This window comes from Actinomadura luteofluorescens, from assembly GCF_013409365.1.
GTDB lineage: Bacteria > Actinomycetota > Actinomycetes > Streptosporangiales > Streptosporangiaceae > Spirillospora > Spirillospora luteofluorescens.
Genome location: NZ_JACCBA010000001.1, coordinates 5,567,889 through 5,581,852 on the forward strand (window position 1 = coordinate 5,567,889; position 13,964 = coordinate 5,581,852).

Consider the following 13,964-nt stretch of genomic DNA (forward strand, 5'->3'; position numbering starts at 1 on the left):
GATCTCCGTCCGGGCCTTCGCCGTGCCCGCCGTCAGACCGTGGCGGGGGCCAGCGCGGCCTCCGCGTCCAGGGTCGCGGCGGTCGCGTTCACCACGGCGGCGATCCGCAGCACCTCCTGGACGAGCTCGCGCGACAGGCCGGCCTCGCGGACGACCTTCTCGTGCGACTCCAGGCAGCGCCCGCAGCCGTTGATCGCCGACACGGCGAGGCACCACAGCTCGAAGTCGGCCTTCTCCACGCCGGGCCTGCCGATGATCGACATCCGCAGCCGGGCCGGGAGGGTCGCGTACGTCTCGTCCCCGATGAGGTGGGTGGCGCGGTAGTACACGTTGTTCATCGCCATGATCGACGCGGCGCCCTTGGCCGCCTCGAACGCCTCGGCGGACAGGTTGTCGCCCGCCTCCTCGGCCAGCTCCCGGATGACGACGGCGCTCCGCGTGGCGAGGGCGCAGGCCAGGACCGTCCCCCACAGCTGCTGGTCGGTGAGCTGGGAGGTCGAGGTCAGCGAGCCGAGATTGAGCTTGGTGTCCTTGGCGTAGCCCGGGAGGGCGCCCTTCAGCGCGTCAACGCTCATGATCATGCGTCCTTTCGTGCGGACGGCCGGCCGCGGGTCGCGCGGCCGGCCGCCTTCGGTCCGTGCCCGTCCTCCGCCGGGTCCGTGCCCGGCGGGAGGCTCAGGCCCCGGCGAGCAGCTTGGCCGCGTCGAGGGTGTCCTCGCCCTTGTTCCAGTTGCAGGGGCACAGCTCGTCGCTCTGCAGCGCGTCCAGGACCCGCAGGACCTCCTTGACGTTCCGGCCGACGGAGCCGGCGGTCACCATGGCGAACTGGATCTCGTTGTTCGGGTCGACGATGAACGTCGCGCGCTGCGCGACGCCGTCCTCGGTGAGGATGCCGAGCGACTCCGAGAGCTCGCGCCTGAGGTCGGACAGCATCGGGAACGGGATCTCCCGCAGGTCCGGGTGGTCCTTGCGCCACGCGTAGTGGACGAACTCGTTGTCGACGGACGCGCCGAGCACCTGCGCGTCGCGGTCGGCGAAGTCCTCGTTGAGGCGGCCGAACTCCGCGATCTCGGTCGGACAGACGAACGTGAAGTCCTTGGGCCAGAAGAACACCACGCGCCACTTGCCCTCGTAGGACTTGTGGTTGATCGTCTCGAACGCGTTGTCGGCGTCCAGCGAGACGCAGGCGGTGAGCTCGTACTCGGGGAACTTGTCACCGACAGTAAGCACGCATGCTCCTTCATCATGAGAACGGGGTCGCCTCCGCACGGGGAGGCGCGAGAGGGCCGCGGGCTCTTCGCCTCGGCGGCCGATGTCACTCACAGTGCCCCGACTCGATCAAAAAGAGAAATCGATGGATCCCTCAGGCCTGATAGGCACGCCTTATCAATGTGCTGGACGGCGCGCTGACCGGCGGAGAGGGGGCGGCCGGCCCGCCGTCCGGCCGGCCGGTAGACATAGATCACACCGATACGCCCATATCGGGTCTAACTCTGTGTAGCGCGCAAGTGTAGGGCGCTGCACTCTCTCCGGACAACAGGTGACATCGGTGACAGGTGTCGCTCCCTCACCGCCGGCCGTCCCAGGTCCCGCTACTGTCCGTCACGGCCGGGTCGGTGCGGTTCCGGGGTCGAGGGCCGCCTGACCGAACCGGAGCGGGGCCTGATGCGGGAATGGCTCGACCGCATCGCCGACCGATCCCGCTGGCGCTCGCCGTCGATGGCCGGCCTCGCCTGAGAGCGGCTGTTGACCAGGGCGGGGGACGGCTCAGCGGGGGCGGGCGGCGGCGTGCGTGGCGAGGGCTTCGGCGGCGTCGGCGAACATGTCGGCCAGACCGGACAGGGTGGTCTGGAGCTCCCCGTCCAGCCAGGCGATGAGGTTCTCGTTCCATCCGGCGACCAGCATCGTGGCGATGAAGTGCACGCGCGCGTCGGCGCCCGGCGGGATGTCGGAGAACGTGCGGGCGTACTCGATGACCCGGCGCGTGTAGTCGCGGCGGGCGGCGTGCTGGCGCGCCCGCAGGACGGGGCTGGCGGTCGCCTCGACCAGCATCACGCGGATCTTGCGGGGATCGGCGCGGCCCGTGTCCAGGGCGGCCATGGCGGCGGAGCGGACGGTCGCGCGCAGGCCGGCGTCCGGCCCGGCGGCGGCGACGCCCCGGGCGGCGGCCTCGGCGATCTCCGCGACGATCCGGTCGTGGACCTCGGCGAGCAGGGCGTCCAGGTCGGTGAAGCTCTCGTAGAAGTAGCGCGGGTTGAGGCCGGCGTGCGCGCAGACCGCGCGCAGGGACGTCCCCCGGACGCCTTCCTCCGCGAGCAGGTCGAGGGCCGCTTCCAGGAGCGCGGCGCGGCGGTCGGCGCGGCGGCGGTCGGCGGTGACGCCGCCGTACGGGCGAGGGCTCACCGCACAATCTTGACACAGCCGTTGCCAGAATCTACCTTTCTGGCAACAGGCGTAGCCAGATGGGGAGGCCCCCGTGCCCCGTTCCAGCGACACCGAGCCCCGGTCCGGCGCGACCGCGGCCTCCACGGACATGGCGCGCGTGTTCGCGCCGCTCATGCGCGAGCACGACTACGCCGTCGACCAGATCGACGGGGATCTCCCGCCCGGCCTCACCGGCACGCTGTACCGGATCGGCCCGGGCAAGTGGGAGGTCGGGCGCACGCTGATGCACCACCTCTTCGACGGCGACGGGATGGTCTCGCAGTTCGCCTTCGACGGGCGGTCCGTACGGTTCCGCAACCGGTACGTGCGGACGCCGCAGTTCAGGCACGGCCTGGTCTCCGGCGGTCCCGTCCGCCCGGGCGTCGGAACGCCGCTCCCCGGCGGCTTCTGGGCCAACTTCGTGAAGGGGAAGGGCCCGGCCAACCCCGCCAACACCGGCATCGCGCTGCACGCCGACCGGCTGCTGGCCCTGTGGGAGGGCGGCCCGCCGCACCGCCTCGACCCCGACACCCTGGAGACGCTCGGCACGTACGACTTCGGCGGACGGCTGCGCGGCGCGCTCAAGGCGTTCTCCGCCCACCCGAAGTGGGATCCGGTGACGGGCGAGATGTTCAACTTCGGCCAGGACTTCAGCCCGCTGCCCGCGCTGAACTGCTGGAAGGTCGACCGGCGCGGCCGGCTGCGGCGGCTCGCCCGGGTCCGGATGGCGAACATGCCGTGGAACCACGACGTGGCGCTGACGACCGAGCACATGGTGTTCGTGCTGGACCCGTACATGTTCGACCTGCGCACGATGTTCGGCGGCGGCGCGTCGGTGTTCGACGCGATCCGGCATCGTCCCGAGAAGGGGACGCGGTTCGTGCTGGTGCCGCGCGACGGCGGTCCGGCCCGGGTCGTGGAGCACGAGGCGCTCGTGCACGTCCACGTGGCGAACGCCTTCGAGGACGGTTCCGACACCGTCGTCGACCTGGTGCTCTTCGACGACTTCGAAGCGATCAGGCGCGACCTGTCCGACTTCCGCACGCGCTTCACCGACCTGCCGTCCAGCAGGCTCACGCGCTACCGGATCACCCCGGCGGGCCGTGTGATCGAGACGCCGCTGTCGGACCGGCCCGGCGAGTTCCCCCAGTACGACTGGCGCCGTTCCACGCGCAGGCACCGCTACACCTACATGACTGGACGGACGGGCCCGAGCGGCGAGTACGACACCGTCCTGAAAGTCGACAACGACACCGGCCACACGCAGGCGCACGAGGCGGGCCCGCACACCTACGTGGGCGAGCCCATCTTCGTGCCCCGCGCGCCGGATTCCGCCGAGGACGACGGGTGGCTCCTAGCCGTGGTGTATCTCGCCGCGGAGCACCGCTCGCGGCTCACCATCCTGGACGCCCGTGACCTCGCCCCGGTCGCGGACCTTCACCTCCCGCACCACATCCCGTTCGGCTTCCACGGCACGTTCACCACCCGCGTCGCCGATCCCGGCGCCCCGATCCCGCACCCCGACCGCCTGCCCATCCGCTGACCGCCCGCCGCGCCGGCGGCTGTGGTGAATCCCACCCCGCCGCGACCTGGGACTGGTCACGTTGCGTGACCGCCCTTGGGTAATGTCTGCGTCAGGATGGGGATCAGCAGACCGACGGTGGCCCAGTTGCGGGCGTTCCTGGCATTGGCGGAGTACCTGCATTTCCGTGACGCCGCCGCCGCTCTGCGCATGAGCCAGCCCGCCCTGTCCGGGGCCGTGGCGGCGCTCGAGGAGGGCCTCGGAACGCGGCTCGTCGAGCGGACGACGCGCAGGGTCCTGCTGACGCCCGCGGGGGAGCGGGTCGCGCGGCGGGCCGAGACCGTCCTCGCGGAACTCGACCGGCTGGTCGAGGAGGTCCAGGCCGTCCGGGGGATGCTCGTGGGGCCGCTCCGGGTGGGGGTCATCCCGACCGTCGCGCCGTACCTGCTGCCCATCGTCCTGCCGAGGCTCGCCAAGGAGTTCCCCGACCTGGAACTGTCCGTCCACGAGGAGCAGACCGGCCACATCGTCGCGGAACTGATCGCCGGGCGCCTGGACGTGGTGCTGCTGGCGCTCCCCGCGCCGGCGACGGGCGTGACGGAACTGCCGCTGTACGACGAGGACTTCGTGCTCGTCGCGCCCGCCGGGTTCGACCTGGGCGCCACCGGGGTCGCGCGGGAGGCGCTGAACGACCTCGACGTCATCCTGCTGAACGAGGGTCACTGCCTGCGCGACCAGGCACTGGACGTCTGCCGGGAGGTGGGGGCGCGCGCGGCCGCGGCCACGTACGCCACGAGCCTGGCGACGCTGGTCCAGCTGGTGTCGGGCGGGCTGGGGGTGACGCTCGTCCCCGAGACGGCGCTGCCCGTGGAGACCCGCCGGGCGCCGAACCTCGGCTGCCACCGGTTCGCGGCACCGGCGCCCTTCCGCCGCATCGGCCTCGGCTTCCGGTCGACGTCCCCGCGCGCGGACGAGTTCGAGGCGCTCGCGGCGAGCGTCCGCGCCGCACTCTCCGAATCGGGCATCGCGGAGTCGGGCGTGATCCCCGGGGTCCGCACCGCCTGATCTGCGGGATTCCTGGCCCCGTGGGTTAACGCCCAGGTCAAGTGGCGGCCAGGCGAGGTCAAGTCTGCGTCAGGGGACGGCCTCGCAATCGCGATGCGCGTTCGTGCGGTGGCTTAGGGTGACCATGCTCGTGGGGCGAGGAGGAGGCCCCATGTCCCCGAAGCTCAGCGTGGTCGTGCCGTTCCACAACACCGAGGAGTATCTCCAGGAGTGCCTGGAATCGCTGGCGGGCCAGACGCTGGGCGACCTGGAAGTGATCATGGTGGACGACGGGTCCACCGACAACGGCGCCGTGATCGCCAAGGACATGTGCGGCCGCGATCCGCGGTTCCGCCTCCTCACGCGGGAGAACGAGGGGCCCGGGCCCGCACGCAACGCGGGCGTGCGGCAGGCGCGGGGCGAGTACCTGGCGTTCGCCGACGCCGACGACGTCGTGGAGCGCGAGGCGTACGCGCGGCTGGTCGCGTCCCTTGAGCGGACCGGGTCGGACCTGGCCTGCGGGAACGTCCAGCGGATGGACGACGACCGCACCTGGCAGTCGCACCTGCACGACGGCGTCTTCACCGATCCCCGTTCGAAGACGCATGTGTCGTCCATGCCGATGCTCATGCGCGACCGGACGCCGTGGAACAAGGTGTACCGGCGCGCGTTCTGGACTCGGACCGGTCTGGAGTTCCCTACCGGCTACTACGAGGACCCGCCCGTCACGGCGCGCGCGCACGCACTGGCCCGTTCCGTGGACGTCCTGAGCGACACGGTCTACTTCTGGCGCAGGCGCCCTGGATCCATCACAGAGGACCGCTACGACTGGGACAACTTCAGGCAGCGCATGCGTTCCGCGCGGTCCGTACGGGACGGTCTGGCCGACTACGCGCCGCAGCTCCTGAACGCCTACGACGAGCACGTCCTGATCCCCATCGAGCTTCGCGTCCTGTTCGAGGCCCTTCCCAGGACGCAGGACGAGAACCGTGGAGAACTCGTCGCCATGGGCGCGGCCCTGGCCCGGCAGGTGAGCGCTCGCGTCGTGAAGCGGCAGCCCGCGATGACGCGCCTGCAACTGCACCTGCTGTGCCGGCGGATGCTGCCGGAACTGCTGGAGGTGCTGCGCTTCGCCCAGCTGCGCATGGCGGCGGACGCGCCGCGCGTGCGCCGCGGCCTGCGGCACCGCTGGTACGCCGAGTACCCGTTCTTCGAGGACGAGGACCGGGGCGTCCCGGCGCACGTGTACGACGTGACCGACGAGCTCAAACCGGTCGCCGCGATCGACCGGGCCACCTGGTCGGACGGCAGGCTCCGCCTGGAGGGCCACGCCTACGTCCGGCATCTGGACGCCTCCAGCGAGGACGGGTCCCGGATCCGGATCTGGCTGGTGGCGGCCAACAGGCGGGGCCTCATGCGCGTCCCGGTCAGGCGGGTCCGCAGGCCGGACGTGACCGCCGGGTCGAGGCAGTCGAACGTCTCCTACGACTGGTCCGGGTTCGTCGCGGAGATCGACCCGTCCGCGCTGCGGATGTTCGGGCGCTGGCGGGACGTCGACTGGGTGCCGTGCGTCGAGATCGTCAACCGGGGGCTGCGGCGCCGGTCGACGTTCGTCGGCCCGCGCCTCACCGGGCGGCAGTGGCCGCGGGACCGGGAGTGCGCGCCGGGCGTGCTCGTCCAGGGCGTCACGGGCCGGAACCGGTTCGTGATCCAGGTGCGCCGCACGCCGGCGGCGGTCGTCGGCTGCCACCTGGAGGGCGGCGAGCTGTGGCTGGACGGCTGGAGCCGCGTCCCGTTCGGGGACGAGCCGCGCGTCACGGCCGTCCCGAGGGTGGGGCGGGCGACGGTGCTCGGGCCGGTCGAGCCGGTCGGCGCCGAAGGGTTCCGGGCGCGGCTGCCGGTCGCCGGGCTGGCCCGGCGGCAGGGCGACTGGGAGATCACCCTCTCGGAGGGGGTCCGCCCGTACCTGGACGAGGAACCGGCGGGTGCGGCCTTCCCCATCCCCGGCGGGGAACTGGAGATCGCCAGGACGCGGCGCGGCACCCTGCGGATCGTCTCCCGCGGCCTCGTCCTCGCCGTCGACGAGGTGTCGTGGTCGTCCGAGGGCGCCCTCCGCCTGGCGGGCACGTGCTCGGACCGGATCGGGCGGCCGGACTCGCTGGTCCTCAGGCGGCGGCGGTCGAGCGAGGAACACGCCGTCAGGCTGCACTGGGAGGACGACCGGTTCACGGCGGTGTTCTCGCCCGCGCGCATGCCGGTGCTCGGTCTGTCGCGCCCGCTGGTCTCGGGCCGCTGGGACGTCCTCGCCACGGTCGGAGGGCAGGAGCAGCCGGTGGTCGTCCGCCGCCATACGCTCCGCGACCTGCCCGAGCCGTTCGAGGCGGGTCTGCACCGGATCACCGTCCGTGCCCAGAAGACCGACCAGTTGCAGCTGCGCGTCGAGACGGCCTTGGACGACGACGAGCGCGGCGCCTACGCGCAGAGCCGCATACGGTCCGGGCACTACCGGCGCCACCTGAACCTGCCCGTCCGTGAACTCGCCGTGTTCGACGCCTACAAGGGGCGCCAGTACTCGTGCAACCCGCGCGGCATCTACGACGAGCTGCGGCGCCGCGAAACCGACCTGGAATGCGTGTGGGTCACCGAGAACGGGCAGTTCGGCAAGCCTTCTGGTGCCCGCACCGTCCTCGCCGGGACGCGGGAGCACTACGAGGCGCTCGCCCGCGCGCGCTACATCTTCGGCAACTGGTCGCAGCAGGAATGGTTCACCAAGCGCGAGGACCAGACCTACGTCCAGTGCTGGCACGGGACGCCGCTCAAGAAGCTCGGATACGACGTCAAGCAGATGCCCTTCAAGCGCACCGAGGGCGTGGACTGGATGGAGTACGACGTCCCCCAGTGGGACCTCCTGCTCGCCCAGAACGCGTTCTCCGTGCCGCTGTTCCGGCGCGCGTTCGGCTACTCCGGGGACGTCCTCGAAAGCGGCTACCCCCGCAACGACGTGCTGAGCAGCCCGCACCGCGACGAGATCGCCGCGGCGGTGCGGCGGCGCCTCGGCATCCCTGAGGGCAAGCGGGTCGTGCTGTACGCGCCGACGTGGCGGGACGACTTCCACCACGCGATCGGCAAGCGCGCGTTCCGCCTCGAATTCGAGATCGACAGGTTCCGGGCCGCGCTGGGCCGCGACCACGTCCTGCTCCTGCGGACGCACTACCTCGTCACCGACCGTCCGAGGCTGCGGCCGGGCGACTGCGTCATGGACGTCTCGGTCTACCCCGACATCTCGGAGCTCTTCCTCATCAGCGACGTGCTCGTCACCGACTACTCGTCGTCCATGTTCGACTTCGCCGTCACCGGCCGGCCGATGGTGTTCTTCACCTACGACCTGGAGCGGTACCGCGACCACGTGCGCGGCTTCTACTTCGACTTCGACGCCGAGGCGCCGGGGCCGCTGCTCGCCACCACGCAGGACGTCGTCGAGGCGCTGCGCGAGCCCGCCGCGCTGGAGACCGGGTTCCGGGAAGCGCGCGCCGCCTTCGCCGCCCGGTACTGCCCGCACGACGACGGCCACGCCGGCGCGCGCGTGCTCGACCGGGTCCTGCGCTGAGCCGCCCGACCTGCCGAAGACCACCCGACCCGCCGAAACCCACGAATCCCCGAAAGCCCAGTACGGAGCCGCTCGTGTCCCCGCAGATCAGCATCGTCGTCCCCATCCGCAACACCGGCGGCCGCCTGGCGGAGTGCCTGGAGTCGATCGCCGGGCAGACGCTGCGCGACGTCCAGGTGCTCATGGTGGAGGACGGCCTGGCCGCAGGCGGCGCCGCCAGGGACGCTGCCGTCGCCAAGGAGTTCGCAGGCCGCGACGACCGTTTCGCCCTCCTGCAGCCCGCCCCCGGCACGACGGCGGCCGACGCGGGCGTCGAGCAGGCCAAGGGCCGCTACCTCGCCTTCGCCGACGGCGAGGACGCGGTACCGCCCTACGCCTACGAACTGCTGGTCGGGACGCTGGACGACACCGGTTCGAACCTCGCGGGCGGGAACGTCATGTGCCTGGACGAGGAACAGGCGTGGCAGTCGCCGCTCCACAGCGACCCCTACGCGGAGACCATGCTGTCGACGCACGTGACCCGCCACCCCGCTCTCTTGCAGGACAGGACGGTGTGGAACAAGGTCTACCGGCGCTCGTTCTGGGACGCGTACGGCCTGGAGTTCGGGACCGGTGGCGACCTCCTCATCGCTGTGCGGAGCCACGTGCTGGCCTCCGCCGTGGACGTGTTGGACGCGACCGTCTACTTCTGGCGGGACCGTCCCGGATCGGCCTTGCGCACACGCCCCGACCCGGCCGACATCACCGAGCGCATGACGACCCTCGCGAGGACGCGGGAGTTCGTCCGCAAGCAGGCGCCGGACCTTCTGGCCTTCCACGACATGTACGCGCTCGACCTGGACGTGCGCGAACTGATGCTCGCCCTCCCCACGGCCACCTGGGAGGAGCGCGAACACCTCGTCGAGCTCGGCGCGGAGGTCGTCGCCGGCGCCGGGCGCCGGGCCGCCGCCGGCCTTGAGGCGATCAGGCGGCTGGAGACGTACCTGCTCGGCGAGTGCATGCTGCCCGAACTGCTGGAGGTGCTGCGCTTCGAGGAGGGCGGCCTGCGGGACGTGCCGCTGGTGTCGCGCGGCCGTCTCCGGCAGCGCTGGTACGCCCGCTACCCCTTCTTCGACGACTCCGGCAGGGGCGTCCCGGAGGACGTGTACGACGTCACCGACGAGCTGGCGCTGTGGGCGGACGTCGACCGCGTGGAGTGGGACGTCGACACCCTCATCGTCGAGGGGCACGCCTACTTCGACCGGTTCGCGGTGGCGGCGGTGGCCGATTCCCGGATCCGCGTCTGGATGCGCGACGTGCGGACCGGCAAGGAGATCCGGCTCCCGGTGGAGCGCCGCTACGTCCCGGAGGTCACGGTGCGCTCCGGGCACGCGAACGTCTCCCTCGACTGGTCGGGCTTCACGGTACGGGTGGAGCCGGAGTACCTGCTGGACAACGACGAGTGGCGGACGGCCACCTACGAGCTCTTCGCCGAGGTGTCGACGGCCGGGCGCAGGGCGGTGCAGCGGCTGACCGCGATGGCTCCGGCCGTTCGGTGGACGTCGCCGCGGCAGGTGGACGAGCACGTGGCCGTCCAGCCGGCGGCAGGCGATGACGACGTGTTCGTCGTCCACGTGAAGCGGGCCAAGGCCGTCCTGACCAGGATCCGCCTCGACGGCGACGTGCTGGTGCTGTCCGGCTGGACGCGGCGCGCGCTCGGCGCCGGAGCCGCGATGGTCGCGGTTCGCAGGTACGGGGGAGACGAGGTCCGCGGCGAGGTGACGCTGCGGCAGGCGGCCGTCCTGCGGATGGCGGAGGGAACCGGGTTCGACTTCACGGCGAGGCTGCCGCTGAAGTTCCTGGCGTCCGTGCCGGACGGCGGGCCGAACGGAGCGCAGTACGGTGCGCACCTGCGCGACGCCATCGACTGGGACATCCGGTTGACGGGTGAGGGCGGCCCACTGCGGCTCACCGTCGCGAGCAACGTCAAGCCCGCCCGCTTCGCCCTGCCGGAGAGCGCGGGGCGCGGCCGGGAGTTCGCCGTCAGCCGCACCGCGTTCGGGAACCTGCGGGGGGTCGAGCGCAGCTGCCGTCCGGTCGTCACGGGCGCCGAGTGGGACGCCAACGGACTGCTCGCACTGACGGGCGATCTCGCCGACCCGGACCACCGTCCCGACCATTTCGTCCTGCGGCGGCGCCGGTCCGGCGATGAGCACCGGGTCCCCGTCAGCTGGGAGGGGAACCGGTTCACGGCCGCCTTCGCCCCCGCGACGATGCCGGTGTTCGGGACGGACCTGCCGCTGAGCAGCGGGACCTGGGACCTGCTGGCGCGCACGCGTGCCGGAGAGGTGGCCGTCGTCGTCGAACGCGAGGCCATCCCCAGCCTGCCCGACCGGCACCGCGCGGGCACCCACGAGTTCGAGGTCGGCGTCCACCAGATCGACGCGCTGATGCTGCACAGCCGCGTGTCCCTGGAGGACGACGAGCGCAGCGGGCATGCGCAGACCCTTCTCCAGCAGAGGGACTATTCCGTCTACCTGCGCAGCCCCCTGGCCGACATGGTGGTGTTCAGCAGCTACAACGGCTCCCAGTACAGCTGCAGCCCGAGGGCCGTCTACGAGGAACTCATCCGCCGCGACACCGACCTGGAATGCGTGTGGGTCTCCCAGGACGACCAATTCGCGGTGGACGGCAAGGCCACGACCGTCTTGGCCGGCAGCCGTGAGCACTACCGCGCGCTCGCGCACGCTCGGTACCTCGTCGCCAACCATGCGCTGCCGCAATGGTTCTTCAAGCGGACAGGCCAGATCTACCTCCAGACCTGGCACGGCACCCCGTTGAAGCGCCTCGCCTACGACCTGCAAGACATGCCGTACCAGCGCACCGAGCGGCTGGACTGGATGGAGGAGGAGGTCCCCCGATGGGATCTCCTGCTGTCCTCCAGCCCGTACGCCACCCAGGTCATGCGGCGGGCCTTCCGGTACGAGGGTGAGGTCCTGGAGACCGGGTTCCCGCGCAACGACATCCTCAGCACGCCCGAGTGGGAACGCATCGGGACCCATATCCGGAAGCGCCTGGGGATCCCGCAGGGCAAGAAAGTCGTCCTCTACGCGCCGACCTGGCGGGACGACCGGCATCACGCAGAAGGCAGGCAGGGCTTCTCGCTGGAGCTGGACCTGGAGACCATGCGCCAGGCCCTGGGTGACGACTACGTCCTCCTCCTGCGGACGCACCACCTCATCACCGACCGAGACCGGATCGCCGCGAACCAGCTAGCGGAGTACGACTCTGGCCCGTTCGTCATCGACGTGTCCCGGTACCCGGACATCGCCGAGCTGTACATGGCGGCCGACGTGCTCGTCACGGACTACTCGTCCGCCATGTTCGACTACGCGATCCTGGGCCGTCCCATCGTCCTGTTCACCTATGACCTGGACTGGTACCGCGACCACGTGCGCGGCTTCTACTTCGACCTGGAGGCCGAGGCGCCCGGTCCGGTCGTGCGTACGTCCGCGGAGGTCGCCGAAGCGGTCAGGGCGGCGCCCGCGGGCGAGCATCGCTACGCGGACGCCTACGACCGCTTCTTCGTGAAGTACTGCCCGCATGACGACGGCCAGGCCGCGTCCCGGGTGGTCGACCGCGTCTTCGGCAAGGCCTGAACGCCAGGGCCCGCCGTCAGCCCGGACGGCGGGCCCGCGCGAACAGCCACACGCCGGGCCATGAGGCGACCGGCAGGCGCCGCTCCAGCGCGGCGGACATGCGCAGCGCCTCGTTGACGAGCGGATGCAGCGGAGCCAGATCCTCGCGCCGCACCGTCCGGTTCCTGAGCAGACGCAGGAGCGGACGATGCAGGACGCCCCTGCTCCACACGCGCTCCAGCACCAGGCCCGCATCCTCCAGCAGTTCGACCAGCGTGCGGCGGGAGTAACGGCGGACGCGTCCGAGAGCCACGTCATGGGCCGACCACAGAGCCATGTCGCAAGGAACCGACACCAGCACCGTCCCACCTGGCCGCAACACCCGCGCGACCTCCGCGGCCGCTCGTTCGTCGTCCTCCACATGCTCAAGGACGTCCAACGCCAGAGCCAGGTCGTACTCGCATGCCGGAAGCGGTAGGTAACGCGCGTCGCCCTCGTAGGCCTCGACACCGTAGGCGCGGGCCAGAGCGACGGCGTCCGGGCTCAGGTCGATCGCCGTGGCGCTCCACCCGTGGCCGGCCAGCACGCGGCAGGACGCCCCGGACGCGGCGCCGATGTCGACGGCCGTCCCTGGCACGCTGAACCGCAGCAGCTCGGCGGACAGGATCTCGCGGCGCTCGCGGTACCACCAGTTGTCGTTCTCGATCCGCGCGATCCGCTGGAGCTCGATGGTGTCCACCGGGCAAGCCGACCGCACCGGACGCGGCGCGTTCCATCGACGCCGCCGCCCGCGCACGGATCGTTGACGCCGCCTTGACCCCGTCCCGGATGAGCGCGCCGTCAGCGCTGCCGACGGTCAGCGCCTCTTGCGGCGGCGCACGAGGAAGCGGACGGCCAGGAGGACGGCGACCAGGCCGCCGACCGCGGGGACGGCCCGCTTGGCGATCGACGGGCCCACGAACTCCAGCAGGTCGATCGCGTCGTCCTTCTCTTCCACGCGCCGCGCGTGCTCGCCTTCGTGGCGCCCGCCCGCGACGTGCAGCGACGGGCGCTCCGCGGGCTCCGCCTCGACGGGGCCGGGCTTGTCGGCGGGCTTCTCCGGCGCCGCGGGCGCCACGCCGGTCTCCGCCTCCGACTCCGGTTCCGCGGCCTTCTCCGGGCTCTCCGGGGCCGCGGCGGGCTCTTCCGCGGGCGCCACGGCGGCGGACGCCGGCGTATCGGGAGCCGCCTCGGCGGGCTTGCCGGCCGGAGCGGCCGGGGCCTGCGCGGCGGCCTCGCCGGGCGCCTCCAGCTCGGCGGCCAGCTGCTTGGCGAACCTTGCGATGATCTTGGAGCCGACCTCGGACAGGATGTTGCGGCCGAACTGCGCCGGGCGGCCCGTCACGTTCAGCTTGGTGTGGACGGTCACGCGGGTGACGCCGTCCTCCTCGTGCAGCCTCGCCTGCACGGTCGCCGCCGCGGTCCCCGACCCGCGGGCCTCCTTGGCGGACGCCTCCATCGTGACGACGCGGGACGACTCGTCCGCCGAGACGATCCGCGCGGTGCCGCGGTAGGTGATGGTCATCGCGCCGACCTTCACCTTCATCCGGCCCGCGTACTCCCCGCCGTCGACCGAGTCGAGCGTCGCGCCCGGCATGCAGGCCGCGACGCGCTCCACGTCGAGCAGCACCGACCAGGCCTGATCCACCGGCACGGGGACGGTGAAATCGTGGTCGAGCTCCATGATCAGTGTCCTTATCGTCCGGAGACC

9 protein-coding genes are annotated in these 13,964 nt (G+C 71.7%); 4 read left to right on the top strand and 5 right to left on the bottom strand.

Going from position 1 to position 13,964, the window contains the following annotated elements; genetic code table 11:
• Positions 1 to 32 precede the first annotated feature (32 nt).
• The 3 genes from ahpD to BJY14_RS25990 all read right to left on the bottom strand — a co-directional run bounded on the left by ahpD (position 33) and on the right by BJY14_RS25990 (position 2,403).
• Complete coding sequence (ahpD, locus tag BJY14_RS25980) at positions 33 to 575, bottom strand: alkylhydroperoxidase, AhpD family (RefSeq protein ID WP_179846004.1); 543 nt, start codon at positions 573 to 575, stop codon at positions 33 to 35.
• Positions 576 to 675: 100 nt separating this feature from the next.
• Entirely contained in the window at positions 676 to 1,230 is a 555-nt protein-coding gene (locus BJY14_RS25985) for a peroxiredoxin (protein WP_179846005.1), read from the bottom strand.
• A 537-nt stretch (positions 1,231 to 1,767) separates the two neighbouring features.
• Positions 1,768 to 2,403 (bottom strand): TetR/AcrR family transcriptional regulator, encoded by a 636-nt coding sequence (locus BJY14_RS25990; RefSeq protein WP_179846006.1) that lies wholly within the window; start codon positions 2,401 to 2,403, stop codon positions 1,768 to 1,770.
• A gap of 73 nt (positions 2,404 to 2,476) precedes the next feature.
• Here BJY14_RS25990 and BJY14_RS25995 point away from each other — a divergent pair, with 73 nt between their 5' ends.
• From BJY14_RS25995 to BJY14_RS26010, 4 genes are all read left to right on the top strand, one after another.
• On the top strand, positions 2,477 to 3,967 hold the full coding sequence (locus BJY14_RS25995) for a carotenoid oxygenase family protein (protein ID WP_218905594.1): 1,491 nt from the start codon (positions 2,477 to 2,479) through the stop codon (positions 3,965 to 3,967).
• A gap of 96 nt (positions 3,968 to 4,063) precedes the next feature.
• Positions 4,064 to 5,011, top strand: a complete 948-nt coding sequence (locus BJY14_RS26000) for a LysR substrate-binding domain-containing protein (protein WP_179846007.1) — start codon at positions 4,064 to 4,066, stop codon at positions 5,009 to 5,011.
• Between the two features lie 151 nt (positions 5,012 to 5,162).
• Positions 5,163 to 8,597, top strand: a complete 3,435-nt coding sequence (locus tag BJY14_RS26005; protein WP_179846008.1) for a bifunctional glycosyltransferase/CDP-glycerol:glycerophosphate glycerophosphotransferase — start codon at positions 5,163 to 5,165, stop codon at positions 8,595 to 8,597.
• A 74-nt stretch (positions 8,598 to 8,671) separates the two neighbouring features.
• Positions 8,672 to 12,235 (top strand): bifunctional glycosyltransferase/CDP-glycerol:glycerophosphate glycerophosphotransferase, encoded by a 3,564-nt coding sequence (locus BJY14_RS26010; protein WP_179846009.1) that lies wholly within the window; start codon positions 8,672 to 8,674, stop codon positions 12,233 to 12,235.
• Between the two features lie 16 nt (positions 12,236 to 12,251).
• Here the strand turns inward: BJY14_RS26010 and BJY14_RS26015 are convergent, their stop codons facing one another.
• Together BJY14_RS26015 and BJY14_RS26020 are read right to left on the bottom strand one after the other, a co-directional pair.
• Positions 12,252 to 12,953, bottom strand: coding sequence for a class I SAM-dependent methyltransferase (locus BJY14_RS26015; RefSeq protein ID WP_179846010.1), 702 nt, complete (start codon positions 12,951 to 12,953; stop codon positions 12,252 to 12,254).
• A 117-nt stretch (positions 12,954 to 13,070) separates the two neighbouring features.
• A complete protein-coding gene (locus BJY14_RS26020) occupies positions 13,071 to 13,937 on the bottom strand; it encodes an SRPBCC family protein (RefSeq protein WP_179846011.1) in 867 nt (288 codons plus the stop codon).
• Positions 13,938 to 13,964 lie beyond the last annotated feature (27 nt).